The sequence below is a fragment of the Bradyrhizobium sp. MI1.11 genome, assembly GCF_055811255.1.
This window is the reverse complement of record NZ_JBVVPM010000008.1, coordinates 214,245-230,233: the sequence shown is the minus strand read 5'-3', so window position 1 is coordinate 230,233 and position 15,989 is coordinate 214,245. Positions and strand designations below refer to the sequence as shown.

The 15,989-nt window shown below is 64.1% G+C and carries 15 protein-coding genes; 2 read left to right on the top strand and 13 right to left on the bottom strand.

Going from position 1 to position 15,989, the window contains the following annotated elements; all coding sequences use genetic code 11:
* Positions 1–256 precede the first annotated feature (256 nt).
* Both AC0L30_RS11445 and glsA read left to right on the top strand, forming a co-directional pair.
* Complete coding sequence (locus tag AC0L30_RS11445; RefSeq protein WP_473365596.1) at positions 257–2,329, top strand: TRAP transporter permease; 2,073 nt, start codon at positions 257–259, stop codon at positions 2,327–2,329.
* A gap of 22 nt (positions 2,330–2,351) precedes the next feature.
* Positions 2,352–4,199, top strand: coding sequence for a glutaminase A (glsA, locus tag AC0L30_RS11440; RefSeq protein WP_473404318.1), 1,848 nt, complete (start codon positions 2,352–2,354; stop codon positions 4,197–4,199).
* Positions 4,200–4,204: 5 nt separating this feature from the next.
* Here the strand turns inward: glsA and AC0L30_RS11435 are convergent, their stop codons facing one another.
* The 13 genes from AC0L30_RS11435 to AC0L30_RS11375 form a co-directional block, all read right to left on the bottom strand.
* A complete protein-coding gene (locus tag AC0L30_RS11435; protein WP_007592303.1) occupies positions 4,205–4,507 on the bottom strand; it encodes a nucleoside triphosphate pyrophosphohydrolase family protein in 303 nt (100 codons plus the stop codon).
* 25 nt (positions 4,508–4,532) lie between these two features.
* Entirely contained in the window at positions 4,533–5,060 is a 528-nt protein-coding gene (locus AC0L30_RS11430; protein WP_007592305.1) for a carboxymuconolactone decarboxylase family protein, read from the bottom strand.
* Positions 5,061–5,665: 605 nt separating this feature from the next.
* A complete protein-coding gene (locus AC0L30_RS11425) occupies positions 5,666–6,025 on the bottom strand; it encodes a Zn-ribbon domain-containing OB-fold protein (protein WP_219684654.1) in 360 nt (119 codons plus the stop codon).
* Positions 6,022–7,158: a thiolase family protein gene (locus AC0L30_RS11420; protein WP_219684653.1), complete on the bottom strand. Its 1,137-nt coding sequence runs from the start codon at positions 7,156–7,158 to the stop codon at positions 6,022–6,024. Before AC0L30_RS11420 ends, AC0L30_RS11425 begins: the two co-directional genes overlap by 4 nt.
* Positions 7,155–8,378 (bottom strand): CaiB/BaiF CoA transferase family protein, encoded by a 1,224-nt coding sequence (locus tag AC0L30_RS11415; protein WP_007592310.1) that lies wholly within the window; start codon positions 8,376–8,378, stop codon positions 7,155–7,157. The genes AC0L30_RS11420 and AC0L30_RS11415 overlap by 4 nt, the downstream gene beginning before the upstream one ends.
* 118 nt (positions 8,379–8,496) lie before the next feature.
* Positions 8,497–8,703, bottom strand: a complete 207-nt coding sequence (locus AC0L30_RS11410) for a hypothetical protein (protein WP_007592312.1) — start codon at positions 8,701–8,703, stop codon at positions 8,497–8,499.
* A gap of 129 nt (positions 8,704–8,832) precedes the next feature.
* Entirely contained in the window at positions 8,833–10,002 is a 1,170-nt protein-coding gene (locus AC0L30_RS11405) for an acetyl-CoA acetyltransferase (RefSeq protein WP_007592314.1), read from the bottom strand.
* Between the two features lie 59 nt (positions 10,003–10,061).
* The gene (eda, locus tag AC0L30_RS11400; RefSeq protein WP_007592316.1) at positions 10,062–10,712 is read right to left on the bottom strand and encodes a bifunctional 4-hydroxy-2-oxoglutarate aldolase/2-dehydro-3-deoxy-phosphogluconate aldolase; all 651 of its coding nucleotides are present in this window, start codon (positions 10,710–10,712) and stop codon (positions 10,062–10,064) included.
* 13 nt (positions 10,713–10,725) lie between these two features.
* On the bottom strand, positions 10,726–11,694 hold the full coding sequence (locus tag AC0L30_RS11395; RefSeq protein ID WP_473404317.1) for a sugar kinase: 969 nt from the start codon (positions 11,692–11,694) through the stop codon (positions 10,726–10,728).
* A 23-nt stretch (positions 11,695–11,717) separates the two neighbouring features.
* The gene (denD, locus tag AC0L30_RS11390) at positions 11,718–12,704 is read right to left on the bottom strand and encodes a D-erythronate dehydrogenase (protein ID WP_007592320.1); all 987 of its coding nucleotides are present in this window, start codon (positions 12,702–12,704) and stop codon (positions 11,718–11,720) included.
* A 79-nt stretch (positions 12,705–12,783) separates the two neighbouring features.
* Complete coding sequence (locus tag AC0L30_RS11385) at positions 12,784–13,659, bottom strand: carbohydrate ABC transporter permease (protein WP_007592322.1); 876 nt, start codon at positions 13,657–13,659, stop codon at positions 12,784–12,786.
* Positions 13,660–13,661: 2 nt separating this feature from the next.
* Complete coding sequence (locus AC0L30_RS11380; protein WP_007592324.1) at positions 13,662–14,609, bottom strand: carbohydrate ABC transporter permease; 948 nt, start codon at positions 14,607–14,609, stop codon at positions 13,662–13,664.
* Between the two features lie 66 nt (positions 14,610–14,675).
* On the bottom strand, positions 14,676–15,989 hold the full coding sequence (locus AC0L30_RS11375) for an ABC transporter substrate-binding protein (RefSeq protein WP_007592326.1): 1,314 nt from the start codon (positions 15,987–15,989) through the stop codon (positions 14,676–14,678).

Genomic DNA, 15,989 nt, shown 5'->3' with positions numbered 1-15,989 from the left:
GCCGATATGCCATCCCCAGATCCTCTTCAGATGTCTCTTAGAGAATCGCAGATTCGCGATTTACGCAAAGCCCTCGCTTGCGGGAGAGGGTTGGGGAGAGGGTGCCTCAACGTTGGGATTCCCCCAGAGGAGAGAGCCCACCCGCGCCTTCGGCGCAACCTCTCCCGCAAGCGGGAGAGGTTGAGGAGCCCACGGCCCGACCGCTTCAACCCATTCGCATTCGTCAGCACTTAGCAACCCACGCGCGGGGTCGATCATGTCTGCTTCAGAGTCCACCGCTCCGCAGGACGAGGGCAAGCGGATCGTGTTCGAGGACCCGCATGGCGCCGCCGCCAACATGCAGGAAGCGGAGGTCACGCGCGTGCGAAGCTTGCGCGGCGCGTGGCGCTGGACGCTCGTCGTCGCGACCGCCGCGACCATCCTGCTCTGCATCAACCAGCAATTCTCGCTGCGCTTCTTCGTCGGCTACACCCAGCTCAACACGGAGTATTTCTATCTCCTGATCGCCCTGATGCTGCCGTTCACGTTCCTGATCTTCCCGGGAACCCCGCGCGCGCCGCTCGACCGCATTCCCTGGTACGACCTTCTCTGCTTCGTCGTAACTTTTGCCGCGGCGCTGCTGCTGATGTTGAACGTCCGCAAAGCCGCGGAGGCCGGCTGGGAATTCGGCGGCGCGCCGAACAGCGTGACCGCGGCGGGTCTCGTGATGTGGGTGATGCTGATGGAGGCGCTGCGGCGGACCGGGGGCTGGAGCCTGCTACTGAGCGTGCTCCCCTTCACCGTCTATCCGCTGTTCGCGGAATCCAGCTGGCTCGGGCCGTTCCGCGGCACACAATCGACGCTGGAGCAGGCGACCGCCTATCACGTGCTGTCGGGCGAGAGCCTGCTCGGCATTCCCATCCAGGCGTTTGCCGACACCGTGATCGGCTTCCTGGTATTCGGCACGGCGCTGATGATGACCGGCGCCGGAAAGTTCTTCATCAATCTCGCCTTCGCGCTGTGCGGCACCTTCCGCGGCGGCGCGGCGAAGGTCTGCATCTTCGCCAGCGGCCTGCTCGGCATGATGTCGGGCTCGATCATCTCCAACGTGCTCACCGCCGGCACCATGACCATTCCGGTGATGAAGAAGAGCGGCTTCCGCGCCTCCTACGCCGGCGCGATCGAGGCGTGTGCCTCGACCGGCGCGGTGCTGGCTCCGCCGGTGATGGGTGCGACCGCGTTCGTGATCGCGCAGTTCCTCAATGTCAGCTACGCCGACGTCGCGATTGCGGCCATCATTCCCGCCGCGCTCTATTACGTCGGCTTGTTCATGCAGGTCGATTCCTACGCCGCACGACACGGGCTGAAGGGCATTCCGCGCGCGGAGCTGCCGCGGGTCATGGATACAATCAAGGACGGCTGGTACTACGTCTTCGTGATCGCGCTGCTGATCGTGATGCTGCTCTACTTCAAGCGCGAGAGCCATGCGCCGTTCTACGCTACCGCCCTGCTTCTGGTCCTCAACCAGCTGTTCTCGAAGGACACGCGCTGGACTGTCGCGACCATCGGCAAATTCCTCGAGGTCAACGGCCGCACCTTCGTCGAGCTTGTCGGCATCCTCGCCGGCTGCGGCCTGCTGATCGGCGCCTTCTCGATGACAGGCGTGGTGTCGAGCCTTGCCAACGACCTGCTGCGCATTGCCGGTGACAATCCGTTCCTGCTGCTCGGCATGTGCGCCCTCACCAGCCTGATCCTCGGCCTCGGGTTGACCACGACGGCCTGCTACATCTTCCTCGCCATCCTGGTCGCACCGGCGCTGGAGAAACTCGGGCTGAACAAGATGGCCGTGCACATGTTCATCTTCTACTGGGGCATGCTGTCGTCGATCACCCCGCCGGTCGCGATCGCCTCGTTCGCGGCCGCAGGCATTGCCGGTTCGCCGGCGATGAAGACGGGCTGGGAATCGATGTGGGTCGGCAGCATCATCTATTTCATCCCGTTCTTCTTCGTGCTCAATCCCGCGCTGGTGCTGCAGGGGCCGAGCCCCTATCTCGCCGGTCTCGGGCTGATGGCGCTCGCGGCGTTCGGCACGCTGTTCATCTGCGGCGGCATTCAGGGCTACCAGCCCTTCGTTGGCGATCTCCGCGGCGCCGGTGCGCTGGAATGGCCGATCCGCGTACTGCTGGTGATCGGCGGGTTCGTGGTGGCCACCCCCGGCGGCGGCATCATGCCGCTGTCGCAGATGCAGGTGACGCTGCTCGGCCTCGCCATCCTCGTCCCCACGGTTTTGCTCGCCCTGCTGCTGGTCCGGCGGCAGACCATGGTGCCGGACGGGTTGCGCGTGCCCTGATTGCGTTGCACAAAGAGAGGCGATGAAACAGCTTTCGCCTCTCGCCACCGCCTGGACCCGCTCCAAGCCGCCTTTGCTGCGGTTTCTGGACAATTGCCTCAGCGAATTCTCGGCGGAGACCTCGGGCGCGGTCGCCGACTACATTCCCGAGCTCGGCAAGGCCGATCCTGCCTGTTTCGGCATCAGCCTCGCGACCCTGGACGGTCATGTCTACGAGGTCGGCGACTCCAGGGCGCCCTTCACCATCCAGTCGATGTCAAAGCCGTTCGTGTTCGCACTCGCGCTGGACCTGCTCGGCGCAAACAGGGTCGAGAGCGCGATCGGCGTCGAGCCTTCAGGCGATCCCTTCAACTCGATCCGGCTCAACTCGGAGAACCATCCGTTCAACCCGATGGTCAATGCCGGCGCGATCGCCTGCACGGGGCTGATCCACGACAGCAAGGGTACGGACGCCTTCGAGCAAATTCGCCTCGCGCTCAGTCGTTTTGCCGGCCGCGACCTCGCCGTCGACGAGGCCGTCTACGCTTCCGAAAGCCAGACCGGCGACCGCAACCGCGCCATCGGCTATCTTCTCAAGACCAACGCGGTGATCTCGGACAATGTCGCTGCCGTGCTCGACGTCTATTTCCGGCAATGCGCGGTGCTGGTCACCGCGCGCGACATCGCGGTGATGGCGGCAACACTCGCCAACCGCGGCGTCAACCCGGTCACAGGCGAGCAGGTGCTGACGCCTTACGCAATCTCGCGCACGCTGTCGGTGATGACGTCGTCGGGCATGTACGACTATGCCGGCGAATGGATCTACCGGATCGGCATCCCCGCCAAGAGCGGCGTCGGCGGCGGAATTCTCGCAGCCCTCCCCGCGCGCCTCGGGCTCGGCAGCTATTCGCCAAGGCTCGACAAGCATGGCAACAGCGTGCGCGGCATCAAGGTCTGCGAGGCGCTGTCCTCGCACTACGATTTGCACATGCTCAACCGCAGTGACGATGCGCGCAATGCCGTCATCGCCGATTACGACATCGGCAAGAGCCCGTCGCGGCGCGTGCGCCGCCCACAGGAGCGCGATATTCTCGCGGCGCATGAGCAGGAGGTGCGGATCATCGAGCTGGTCGGCACACTTTCGCTGTCGGCGGTCGACTATGTCTCGCGCCGCCTTGCGGGCCGGCCGCGGCCGCAATTCGTGATCTTCGATCTCCACCGCGTCACCTCCACCACCCGCGCCGGGGCGCGGCTGGTAGCCGAAGCGTTCGAGGAGCTGGCGGCGCTGAATGTGACCGTCGTACTGTCCGGCGTCAGGCGCGCCTCCAAGGAATGGGACAGCCTGCGGGAATGGACCGCCGAGCTCAAGAACGTCCGCGACTTCTATTTGCTCGACACCGCGATCGAATGGGCCGAAGACCAGATCATCTATCGGTACGGAGGCTCGATCGATTTCCACGAGACCACCGAGCTTGCCGAACAGCCGCTGCTGGCCGGCATGAGCGAGGAAGAGCTGACCGACCTCGCCTCGATCTGCACGATCCGGACCTATCAATCCGGGACAAAGATCCTCACCACGGGCGATCCCGCCGATGCTCTGTTCTTCCTGCGCAGCGGCGCCGTGCATGTCACGCTGCCCGACGGCGTGCGGCTGGCGACGCTCACCGCCGGCATGGCCTTCGGCGAAATGGCCCTGATCGAGACCACTCGCTCCGCCGACGTGTTCGCGGACATGGCGGCGACCGCGTTCGAAGCGCCCCTGAAAGCGTTCGAACGCTTCCGCAAGCAGCACCCGCACGCCAGCGAACGCATCATGCGCAATCTTGCGCAGCTTCTCGCCGACCGTCTGATCGTCGCCAACGCCAGGGTGGATATCTTGACCTCGACCTGAGCGGCCTAGCGGCCCGCCGCCTCACTGATCCGCCGATTGATCTTGGCCGCACTCGCCTTGAGCAATTCGGACGGCTGCTGGCCAGTCGCTGCGCATAGGCAGGCCCAGTAATAGATGACATCGCCGAGCTCTTCGACGAGGCCTGCCTGGTCGAGCCAGTCATCGCGCAGCAGCTTCTTGATGTGCTCGGCGACCTCGCCGGATTCGCCGGCGAGACCGAGGCCCAGATAGGACAGCCGTTCGTTGGACGGATGCTCATCGACTTTTGCAACGGTGGCGGCCCAGGCCGCATATTCATCGATCGTCATCGGCATCCCTCGCCGCGGCTTTGGATCAGCCAACCACTTCCGTGACCGGCTGAAGATCGATCTCAAACGTCTCCAAAAACTTTGACGTCATGATGTAGAAGCCGACCGAAAGCTGCAACTCGACGAGTGCGGCGGGTGTCAGCTTCGATGCGATCGCGTTAAAGATCGCCGCGGTCGGCTTGTTCAATTTCACGATCTCGTCGGTGAAGGCGAGCGCGGCACGCTGCACCTCGTCGAAGCACTTGGCATCCTGCCAGTTCTCGAGCGCTTCGTTCTGCTCGTCGGTGACGCCGACATTCTTGCCGATGCGCTTGTGCGCGACGATCTCGTACGGCGCCTCGCACAAAATGCCGGTGCGGGTGATCGCGAGTTCGCGCACGATCGGATCGAGCTCGCCCTTGTGACGGATGGCGCCGCCGAGCCGGCAGTACTGCTCGAAATAGCTCGGCGAATGCGACATCATCCGGAAGATGTTGGCGTTGCGGTTCTTGTCGAGGATCTCGCGGGTGCGGTCGGATGCCTTGGACGGGTCGCTGTAGTTGATGCGGGCCATGATTTTCCTGAAGTTTTTCCCTAAGCCTTTAATGCTTTTTGTCGTTAGCGGCGAAAGTTCCACGAAACTGTATTCTTGCGCGTCCGCAGGAGCAACAACATCGAGTCAAAATGCCGCCGCATTGCTGAACGACCTTGGTACAGTCGATATTCGCCGCGTGGGGACTTGATCGCGGCGGATACTCGCAAGGGGTGTTCCGAGTAAAAACAATTGGCCGTTGGGCGCTAACCGCGCATCGATGAGTCACGCCCAAGTCTAGGGAGAAAATGGCATGAAGGAAGCCACCAAGGGGGCGGCCTCGGAGGCGCTCGCGCATATGCTGGCGGTGATGGCGATGCTCGTCATCGCCAGCATCCTGTTCTACGGGCGCTAGTTAAGAGTCGGGTGAGAGCTTTCGTCATTCCGGGGTGGCCCTCGCACAGGCCAGGCCCAGAATTCCCGTTCCAGGCTCGGTCTCTCAGGACCGCCCCCGAATGACGAATCCCACCGCTGGCTTTGCAGTAGCCCGGATGGAGCGAAGCGCAATCGGGAAAGTCTATCGGTGAGGTGAAAATTCCGGATTTCGCTGCGCTCCATCCGGGCTACATTCGAGCATCCAAATTTCACTATCCATCTTTGGCGAAGAACGGCACCAGCCTGCCTGCGAACGGTTTGAAGCTCGCACTGACCTCATCGCCGATGGCGAGATCATTCTCACCATGCGCCATCATGCGAAAACCCTCGGCGCAATCGACCAGCAGGATGTTGAAGGGCACGTGCGGCCGCGTCTCAGGCGTCGCGGCGCGGCAGACCAGCGACGTCGCGTAGACCCTGCCCTTGCCGCTGGCACGCTGCTCGCGCGGATCGGGCGCACCGCAGGCGGCGCAGAAGGCGCGATGGAAATACTGCACATGGCTGCAGGAGGTGCAGGTCTGAAAGGTGATGACTTGCACACCTTGGGTCCAATCCGCGATTCGCTCGCTCATCGCACCCGCTCCAGGAACATGCTGACGTGAGACGACAGCACGCCGCCGTCGCCGTGCAGGAGCGCGATCGAGGCGTCACGCACTTGACGATTCGTCGCCCGCCCCGTCATCTGCAGATGCGTTTCGACAAGATGCGCCATCGCGCCACCGACGCCGCAATGACCGTAGCTGAGCAGGCCGCCATGGGTGTTCAGCGGCATCGCGCCGTCGCGGCTGAAATGGCCTGCGCGCACGCGCGCGGCTGCCTCGCCCCGGCCAGCAAGGCCAAGGTCTTCCAGCAGCATCGCGAGCGTGATCGTAAAGCTGTCATAGATCGCGGCGTAGCGCACGTCGGAGATCGCAAGGCCGGTCGCCTCCTTGGCGCGGCCGACGGAGATCTCCGCGCCGAGCTCGCTCAGGGCGGGCGCTGCAGTGACGTGCTGATGGGTATGGGCCTGGGCACAGCCGCGAATGCGCACGCCGGCCTCTCCGGTCCGCTCGCGGCTAACGACGAAGGCTGCGCCGCCGTCGGACACCGGGCAGCAATCGAGCAGCTTCAGCGGCATCGCCACCGGCTTCGAGGCCATGACGTCGGCGACCTCGATGCGATCTTGGAATTGCGCACCGGGATGAGTGCAGGCGTGGGTGCGCATCAGCACCGCGAATTCGGCAAGGTCTTCTTCCGTCACGCCGTATTCGTGCATGTACCTGTTCGCGACCAGGCCGTAATAGGCGGGAATCGTCGGTCCGAGCGGCACTTCGTAATCGGGATGGCCGACCTGCGCCAGCGCCTGGATCGAGGCATCGCGGCTCTGCCCGGTGAGACGGTTCTCGCCTGCGACGACGAGCACATTGCGGGCGACGCCTGCTTCGACGAGATGATGGGCGAGCATGGTCATCGCGAGCCCGGTCGCGCCGCCGACCTGGACGGCATGGGCGTAACTGGGGCGGATGCCAAAATGCTCGGCAAAGACGGTCGCCAGCATGATGTGCGGCGAAACGGTGGAGTAGCCGCAGAGGATGCCGTCGATCTCGGCGCGCTCGAGCCCGGCATCGTCGAGCGCGGCCTGCGCGGCCTTACTCATCAGGTCCAGCGAGGACGAGCCTTCGTGCTTGCCGAAAGGCGTGAGGCCGACGCCGGTGATAAAGCTCATGGGCGCACCAGTGCATCGTCATTCCGGGGCGGCGAACGGGTGACGCCATCGCGGACCATGGCGTCGATCTCGTCGGCGGAATAGCCGATCTCACGCAGGATTTCCGCGCCGTGCTCGTTGAGCTGCGGCGCGAGCCGCACCGGTTCGGCCCCGGTCTCGGACCAGGTCGCCGTCACCCTCATGCTCCGGATCGGCCCTTCAGTTGGATGGTTCACCACCGGGAAAAAGTTGGTCGCCTCCAGATGCTCATCATGCAGCATCGACGCGAGGTCGTGCATCGGCATCACGGGCACATCGGCCTTGGTCAGCAGGTCGATCCATTCCTCGGTGCTGCGCGTCTCGAAGATGCGCGCGAGCTCGGCATAGACGACGTCGATATTGGCGGCGCGGCCGGCGAATGTCGCGAACATCGCGTCGGCCCGCAGGTCGTCGCGTCCCGTCGCCTTGAAGAAGTTCTCCCACTGCTTGTCGTTGTAGACGATGACGCTGAGATAACCGTCCGAGGTCTTGTAGGGCCGGCGATCGCGCGAGAGGTGGCGGGCGTAACCGCCCTTGTCGAGCGGGGGCTCGTAGGTGAGCCCGCCCATGTGGTCGCCCATGACGAAGCCGGCCATGGTCTCGAACATCGGGATGTCGACGCGCTGGCCGCGTCCGGTGCGGTCGCGATGCACGAGGCTGGCGCAGATCGCGCCCACGGCGGTGAGGCCGACGATGCGATCGACCAGTGCGTTCGGCACATAGCGCGGCACGCCGTCGCCCGTCTGCGCCATCAAGGCCGGCAGCGCGGTGGCGCCCTGGATCAGGTCGTCATAGGCGGGTTTTGCAGCATACGGCCCGTCCTGGCCGAAGCCGAACACGCCGGCATAGACCAGACGCGGATTGATCTTGGAAACAACGTCATAGCCCAGTTGAAGCCGCGCCATCGCCTGCGGGCGGACGTTGTAGACGAGAACGTCGGCGTCTTTCAGCAAGCGCAGCACGGCCTCGCGGCCGGCGGGCTTCTTCAGGTCGAGGCAGATCGAGCGTTTGCTGCGGTTGGTGTTGAGGAACACCGGGCCCATGCCGGCGTGCCGCATCGGACCGATCAGGCGGGTGACGTCACCGTCCAGAGACTCCACCTTGATGACGTCTGCGCCATAGTCGCCGAGCATCTGGGTCGCATAGGGACCCATCAACACGGTGGTCATGTCGACGACCTTGATGCCCTTCAGCGGCCCCATCGTTCACTCCCGATTGCGCGGGCTCAAGCGAGCCCTGCGATTTCGGTCCAGCTAACGGCAGCGGCGGCGCATGCGCAAGGGCGGCCGGCGTATGGCCGCATGCGCCGGCCGCTAAGGGCTATTTCTTCTGACGGGATTCGCGAACCTTGAGGAGACGGTCGAGCTCCTCGTTCTGCTGGTTGATGCGGTCTGCGATCCGCGACTCGTTCTGCTCACCCGAGGCGGCCGCGGCCTGCTCGATGAGCTGGCGGATATTGTCCTCGAGAATCGCGATGCGATCGTTGAGTGCGTCCATCGACAGCGAATCTTCGTAGTCATTGCTCATGATGCATGTCCCGCGAATCAATCAGTGCCGTAGGGTGGGCAAAGCGAAGCGTGCCCACCATGATCTAGCGCAAACAAGATGGTGGGCACGGCGCTGGCTGCGCCTTTGCCCACCCTACAAGGTCGGAGCTTACTTCAGCGGCTCCAGCACGGAGACGTAGTTGGCAACCGCCGCACCGCCCATGTTGAAGATGCCGCCGAGTTTTGCATTCTTGAGCTGCATGCCCTCGGGCGCTTGGCCGGCGAGCTGCATCGCGGTCATCACGTGCATGGAGACGCCGGTGGCGCCGATCGGATGGCCCTTGGCCTTCAGGCCGCCGGACGGATTGACCGGGAGCTTACCGTCCTTGAGCGTCCAGCCTTCCTTGATGGCGCGGGCGCCCTGCCCCCTCGGCGTCAGCCCCATCGCTTCGTACTCGATCAGCTCGGCGACGGTGAAGCAGTCATGGGTCTCGACGAAGGAGAGATCCGACAGTGTAACGCCCGCCTTCTCCAGCGCGCGCTGCCAGGCGACCGTGCAGCCCTCGAACTGGAGGATGTCGCGCTTGGACATCGGCAGGAAATCCTGGGCGTGCGCGGTGGCGCGGAAGCCGATCGACTTGCTCATGCCCTTGGCGGTTTCCGCGTCGGCCAGCACCAGGGCAGCGGCACCGTCCGAGACCAGCGAGCAATCGGTGCGCTTCAGGGGACCGGCAACGTAGGGGTTCTTCTCGCTCTCGGCGCGGCAGAACTCGAAGCCAAAGTCCTTGCGCATCTGGGCGAAGGGATTGGCGACACCGTTCTTGTGGTTCTTGGCCGCGATCAGCGCCAGTGCGTCGGACTGGTCGCCGTATTTCTGGAAATAGGAGCTGGCGATCTTGCCGAACACGCCGGCGAAGCCGCCGACGGTGTCGCCGTCCTCGGGCAGATAGGACGCCTTGAGCAGATTCTTGCCGATCTCCGGCCCCGGCGTGCGCGTCATCTGTTCGACGCCGACAACGAGGACAATCCTGGCCGCGCCGGCCGCGATCGCGCGCACGCCCTGATGGACGGCGGCGGAGCCGGTGGCGCAGGCGTTCTCGACCCGGGTCGCCGGCTTGAAACGCAGCTGCGGGTCGGCCTGGAGCACCAGCGAGGCGGTAAAATCCTGGGGCGAGAAGCCGGCGTTGAAATGGCCGAGCACGATCTCGTCGACATCGCCAGCCGAAATGCCGGCATCCGCCAGCGCCTCATTGGCGACCTTCACCACGAGGCTTTCCACGGTCTCGGTGTCGAACTTGCCGAACGGCGTATGCGCCCATCCGACGATGCTGGCGGTCATGGTCTTTCTCCCTGGCGGTCTCTTGCTGACCTAAGTCTTAGCTCAGGGATGGCAAGACTTCACGCGGGTTTAAGCGCCTGGAGGGTGCGCTGGCAGATGGCAGTTATGCCGGCCCAGTTCCCGGCCCTGATCTCCGCCGTCGGGCACAGCCAGGAACCGCCGACAGCGACCACATTGGGCTCCGCGAGCCAGGTTGCCGCATTGGCCTCGCCGACCCCGCCAGTGGGGCAGAACCGCACGTTCGGGAACGGCCCACCCAGAGAGCGCAGCCCCTTGATGCCGCCAGCCTGCTCGGCCGGGAAAAATTTTGCGATGTCGAAGCCGTAGGACAGCGCCATCATCAGCTCGGACGCCGTGGCGATACCGGGCGCAAACGGCAAGGAGCTATGGGTGGCGGCCTTCAACAGGTCCGGGGTCAAGCCGGGGCTGATGCCGAACGCAACACCGAGCTTCTCGACACGCGTGAAGTCGGCCGGATTGAGAATCGTGCCGATGCCGACGATCGCCTCGGGCACCTCGGCCATCATCGCCCTCGCCGCCTCGATCGCAACGGGGGTACGCATGGTCACCTCCAGCGTGCGGACGCCGCCGGCGACCAGCGCACGCGCCAGCGGCACAGCATCCTGGATACGCTCGATGGTGAGGACGGGAATGACGGTCGCGGCCTTGAACAGCGCGGCGAGGTGGTTCTGTTGGGCAGTCGTGGTCATCTTGGCTTTCGTTTCACTTGGTCGCTTGACGCGTGGTCGCCGGCCGGTGCCGTTTCTTCGGTGGCATGGCATAACCCGGAATGATGGCGCCGGAATAGCAGATCACGAGGCTGGCGAGGCGGTGCCCGGCCTGGGCGGCCTCGACCGGGTCGGAACCGGCGAGCCGTGCAGCGATATAGGCCGCCGCAAAGCTGTCGCCGGCCGCGGTGGTGTCGACCACGGGCTTGGTCATGGGCTCGGCGCGGATCTCGTAGGGGCCCCCGGGAAAGCGCAGCAGGCTGACCGGCTCCGCGAGCCGGAACACCAGCTCGGGGGTCGGGATGCGCGCCATCAACTGCTCGTGGCTCTCGCCGGGATAGAGAGCGAGCAGATCCTCGGTCGAGGTCAGCACGATGTCGGCAGCCGCGAAAGCAGCCGAAAACACCTCGCGCGCGACATCGCGATCCGGCCATCCCCGCGCGCGGAAATTGGTGTCGAACACGAAGCGGGTGCCGAGCAGGCGCGCACGCTTGATCGCCGCGAACAGGCGCTCGCGCCCGGCCGCGTCGTAGATCGAGAGCGTGATCGCAGAGAGATAGACGATGTCGTAGCTCATCAGGGAGTTGAGGAGATCGTCCGTCTCCGGCAGATTCATCAGCTGGCGCGCCGCCGCACTGTCGCGCCAGTGGAAGAACTGGCGCTCGCCCTTCGCGTCCAGCTGGATCATGTAGAGGCCGGGCAGCTTGCCCGGCAGCCACGCGACGCGCCTCGTGCCGACGCCCTCGGCTGTCCAGGCCGCGATCATCTCATCGCTCAGGGCATCGTCGCCAAGCGCGGTGAAATAGTCGACCTTGACCTCGAGCCGCGCGAGGTACACGGCCGTGTTGAGAGTGTCGCCGCCGAATCCACGCGAGTAGAGGCCCCCGCCCTGCCCGCCGGATTGTCCACCCTGGGCCTGCCGGAGCTCGACCATGCATTCGCCGATGCAAGCAACGCTCGCCATCACTTTACCCGCTCAGTCAGAGATCACGCGACGAAATTGCCGCCGAGCTCGTCTTCGATGTGAATGCGGATGATGTCGTCGAAAGTCTTTTCGGCGGTGGTGAAGCCGAGCTCGAGCGACCGCTTTGCATTGAAGTTGCGCGGCCAGCCGCCGACGATGCCGACGATGAAGGGATCGGGCTCCCGCTTGATGCGGGCGGCGACCTTGTCGCCGGCGACGCGTTTCAGCGCAGCGATCTGCTCGCCAACCGTCGCCGACAGGCCCGGCATGGTCAAATTACGGCGCGGCCCCACCGCGGCGAGGTCCATGGTGCCGGCATGCAGCAGGAAGCCGACGGCTGAGCGCGGCGTGGCATGCCAATGGCGGACGTCCTCGGACACGGGAAGGACCGCTTCCTTGCCGGCCAGCGGCTCGCGCAGAATATTGGAGAAGAACCCCGATGCCGCCTTGTTGGGCAGGCCGGGCCGAATGCAGATGGTCGGCAGGCGGATGCCGATGCCGTCGAGGAAGCCGCGGCGGGAATAGTCGGCCAGCAGCAGTTCGCCAATCGCCTTCTGCGTGCCGTAGCTCAGAAGCGGCGTGTGGAAGAACTCGTCGCCGATCGCATCGGGGAACGGCGCGCCGAACACCGCAATCGAGGACGTGAAGACCACGCGCGGCTTGTAGCTGCCGCCTGCGAGCCTGACGGCATCGAGCAGCATCCGCGTGCCGTCGAGATTGATGCGGTAGCCCTTGTCGAAATCGAGCTCGGCTTCGCCCGAGACGATCGCGGCGAGATGAAAGATCACGTCCGGACGGCCGGCGATCAGCTTTTCGGCCGCACCCGGCATGGCGAAATCGCTCGACACCGTCTCGATGGCAAAACCGGCTTTTTCCGGCGCCTTCGGCTCGACCACGTCATGCATGGTCAGCTTGGTGATGTCGCTCTTGCCAAGCCGGCCGTCGCGCAACAACCGTTCGCACAATTTGCGGCCGACCATGCCGGCGGCGCCCAGAACCAGAATGTGCAAGAGCCTACTCCTTTTTATTGGCCGGAACGCGCCGATTTCGGCGATTCGTCCTGGCGCGCTCTCAAGGCAGGCCCCGCGATCATTCCTTCACGGCGCCGGTCATCGCCGACACATAATACTCCACGAAGAAGGAATAAAGGATAACTACGGGAACCGAGCCGGTCAGGGCCGCCGCCATCAGCGCGCCCCAATGGTAGACGTCGCCATTGACGAGCTCGGTGATCGCGCCGACGGGGATCGTCTTGTTCTCGGACGACGAGATGAAGGTCAGCGCGTAGATGAACTCGTTCCAGGATAGCGTGAAGGCGAAGATGCCCGCCGAGATCACGCCCGGCAGCGACAGCGGCAGCGTGATCTTCATCAGAATCTGCAGCCGCGTCGCCCCGTCGATCAGCGCACACTCCTCCAGCTCATAGGGAATGGTGCGGAAATAACCCATCAGGAGCCAGGTGCAGAACGGGATCAGGAAGGTCGGATAGGTCAGGATCAGCGCCAGGTTGCCGTCGAACAGCCCGAGCTGAAACACGATCGCCGCCAGCGGAATGAACAGGATCGAGGGCGGCACGAGATAGCCGAGGAAGATCGCAAGGCCGACATAGCGCGAGCCTTTGTAGCGCAGGCGTTCGATCGCGTACGCGGCGCAGACGCTGGCGAACAGCGAGATGAAGGTCGAGGACACCGAGACGATCACGGTGTTCCACATCCAGAGCGGATAGTCGGTGTCGAAGAACAGCTTCTTGATGTGCTCCAGCGTCGGATGCACAATCCAGAACGGATTGTACTTTTCATAGTCGTACATCTCCGCGTCCGGCTTGAACGTCGCGACCGCCATCCAGTAGAACGGGAATAGCAGGAAGAAGATGATCAGGCCGAGCGGAAGGTAGACGCGAAAAAACTTCCGCGGAAAACTTTCCAGATAGTCCATTCCGACGCTTTGGTCGTCCGCTGTGGTCATGGTCAGTCCCTCCCGCCCTGCTGCCAGCGGGAACGCTGAAGCCCGAAAAAGCTGAGCAGGATCGCCGCGACCAGGAACGGAATCATCGCGTTCGAGATCGCCGCGCCCTCGCCCAGATTGCCGCCGGTGATGGCGCGCTGGAATGACAGCGTCGCCATCAGATGGGTGGAGTTGATCGGCCCGCCCCGCGTGATGGTGTAGATGAGCTGGAAGTCCGTGAAGGTCATCAGCACCGAGAACGTCATCACGACCGCGATGATCGGCGACAGCATCGGCAGCGTGATGTGGCGGAAGCGCTGCAGATTGGTGGCGCCGTCGAGATTGGCGGCCTCATAGAGCGAGGGCGAGATGGTCTGAAGTCCCGCCAGCAGCGTGATCGCCACGAAAGGAACGCCGCGCCAGATATTGGCGGCGACCACCGACCAGCGCGCATTCCAGGGATCGCCAAGGAAATCGATATAGCGTGTGATCAGGCCGGCCTTGATCAACACCCAGGAGATGATCGAGAACTGGCTGTCATAGATCCACCAGAACGCGATCGCAGAGAGCACCGTGGGCACGACGAAGGGCAACAGCACGATTGCCCGGATCATCGACTTCATCGGCAGCCGCTCGTTCAGCAGAAGCGCCAGGTAAAGGCCGATGGCGAATTTCACCGCGCTGGCGGCGACCGTGTAGAAGATGGTGTTGAACACCGACAGCCAGAACACCGAGTCCTTCGCCAGCGAGACGAAATTCTGGAAGCCGATGTAGCGTCCGGCACCGCCGATCTTGGTGTCGGTCATGCCGAGCCAGAAGCCGAGCGCCAGCGGGTAAGCCAGAAACAGAATGAGGATGGCGATCGCCGGCACCATGAACATCGCGCCGAGGAAATGCCGGCTCTCGAATGCTCTGGTCCACAAGCTGCTGCGCTTGGCCTGCGCGACAGTGGACTCGGCCATAACTGCCATGTCGGATTCCCCTCGACGAAAAGTCGCGGCGTCCGGCGAACCGGACGCCGTGCAGATTGGAGCTGATCAGACCTGGTAGTAGCGCTTGGCGCGCTCGGCTGCGCGTGCGGCTGCCGCCTTCGGCGTCACGGAGCCCGACGCCGCCTCGGCGAACATGTCGACGACGACGAAGTCGCCCATCACGGCGGCGGAGGCATAGCCGAGATCGCCGGCATAGCCGTTGTCGCGGCAGCGCTTCAGGCAGTCGCGATACGGCGTGATCTTCGGATCCGACGTCCACACCGGGTTGTCGTTGTAGGCCGGAAGCGGCGGCGACACGTAGCCGTTGGAGGAGACCTCCCAGGCGTCGTAGTTCGGCTTGTCCATCATGAACTTGATGTATTCCTTGACCGCCTTCGGATACTTCGAGTGCTTGTAGCCGTAATAGACGAGTACGTTCTGCTGCTCGGTCGACACGCCCACGGGCCCGATCGGCATCGGCGCGTGGTTCATGTCCTTGGCGATCTCCTGCTGCTTCGGATCGGTCGAGTTCTTTCCGACGGTCCAGATCGAAATGCCGTTCAGCGTCAGGCTGAGCTCGCCGTTGAGGAACGCCTTGTTGTTGTTCGAGTCATTCCACGACAGCACGCCGGGGATGAAGGTCTCGTAGAGCTGCTTGACGTATTCGAGCGCGGCGATCGTCTCCGGCGAGTCGATCACGACCTCGTTCTTCTCGTTGACGACCTTGCCGCCGAAGGCCCACAGCGCCCACTGGCACCAACCGTTGGCGTCACCCGTGGCGTGGCCGAGCGCGAAGCCGGCCGGCGTGTTGTTCTTCTTCAGCGCCTGGCAGAGCTTGAGGAAGCCGGCGGTGTCCTTGGGAAATTCATCGAAGCCGGCGGCCTTCACGTGACTGACGCGGTAGTTGAGGCAGCCGCCGGTCGCGCCCTGGGGAATGGCGATCCAGCTGTTGCCCTTCTTGCCGTAGCGTTCAGCAACCGGATACCAGCCGCCATATTGCGCGCCGAGATAGTCGGCGACGTCAGTCATGTCGATCAGCTTTTCCGGGAACTTGTGGGGATCATCGAGCGTGCCGATGATCAGGTCGGGACCGGCGCCGACATTGGCGGCGACCGCGGCTTTCGGGCGGATGTCCTCCCAGCTCTCGGCCTCGAGCTTGACCTTGACGCCGGTCTTCTCGGAAAACGCCTTGGTCTGCTCGGCGAATTTGTCGAACTCGGCCTGAATGAACTGCTTCCAGCGCAGCACGCGGATGGAGGCGTTCGCCTCGGGCGTGTTGGTCCACTCCGCCGCGCGCACCGGGACGATGCCCGGGCCGGCCAGCAGCGCCGCGCCGCCCAGACCGACTTTAAGCACACTTCGCCTGTCGAAATCGCTCAT

What these genes read in the sequence shown, in the direction of transcription:
- AC0L30_RS11375 (WP_007592326.1), bottom strand. Translation starts at nt 15,989, where the DNA reads ATGAGCGATTTCGACAGGCGAAGTGTGCTTAAAGTCGGTCTGGGCGGC.
- AC0L30_RS11420 (WP_219684653.1), bottom strand. Translation starts at nt 7,158, where the DNA reads ATGAGCTTTATCACCGGCGTCGGCCTCACGCCTTTCGGCAAGCACGAA.
- AC0L30_RS11425 (WP_219684654.1), bottom strand. Translation starts at nt 6,025, where the DNA reads ATGAGCGAGCGAATCGCGGATTGGACCCAAGGTGTGCAAGTCATCACC.
- glsA (WP_473404318.1), top strand. Translation starts at nt 2,352, where the DNA reads ATGAAACAGCTTTCGCCTCTCGCCACCGCCTGGACCCGCTCCAAGCCG.
- AC0L30_RS11385 (WP_007592322.1), bottom strand. Translation starts at nt 13,659, where the DNA reads ATGACCACAGCGGACGACCAAAGCGTCGGAATGGACTATCTGGAAAGT.
- AC0L30_RS11415 (WP_007592310.1), bottom strand. Translation starts at nt 8,378, where the DNA reads ATGGGGCCGCTGAAGGGCATCAAGGTCGTCGACATGACCACCGTGTTG.
- AC0L30_RS11430 (WP_007592305.1), bottom strand. Translation starts at nt 5,060, where the DNA reads ATGGCCCGCATCAACTACAGCGACCCGTCCAAGGCATCCGACCGCACC.
- eda (WP_007592316.1), bottom strand. Translation starts at nt 10,712, where the DNA reads ATGACCACGACTGCCCAACAGAACCACCTCGCCGCGCTGTTCAAGGCC.
- AC0L30_RS11445 (WP_473365596.1), top strand. Translation starts at nt 257, where the DNA reads ATGTCTGCTTCAGAGTCCACCGCTCCGCAGGACGAGGGCAAGCGGATC.
- AC0L30_RS11380 (WP_007592324.1), bottom strand. Translation starts at nt 14,609, where the DNA reads ATGGCAGTTATGGCCGAGTCCACTGTCGCGCAGGCCAAGCGCAGCAGC.
- AC0L30_RS11410 (WP_007592312.1), bottom strand. Translation starts at nt 8,703, where the DNA reads ATGAGCAATGACTACGAAGATTCGCTGTCGATGGACGCACTCAACGAT.
- AC0L30_RS11395 (WP_473404317.1), bottom strand. Translation starts at nt 11,694, where the DNA reads ATGGCGAGCGTTGCTTGCATCGGCGAATGCATGGTCGAGCTCCGGCAG.
- AC0L30_RS11435 (WP_007592303.1), bottom strand. Translation starts at nt 4,507, where the DNA reads ATGACGATCGATGAATATGCGGCCTGGGCCGCCACCGTTGCAAAAGTC.
- AC0L30_RS11405 (WP_007592314.1), bottom strand. Translation starts at nt 10,002, where the DNA reads ATGACCGCCAGCATCGTCGGATGGGCGCATACGCCGTTCGGCAAGTTC.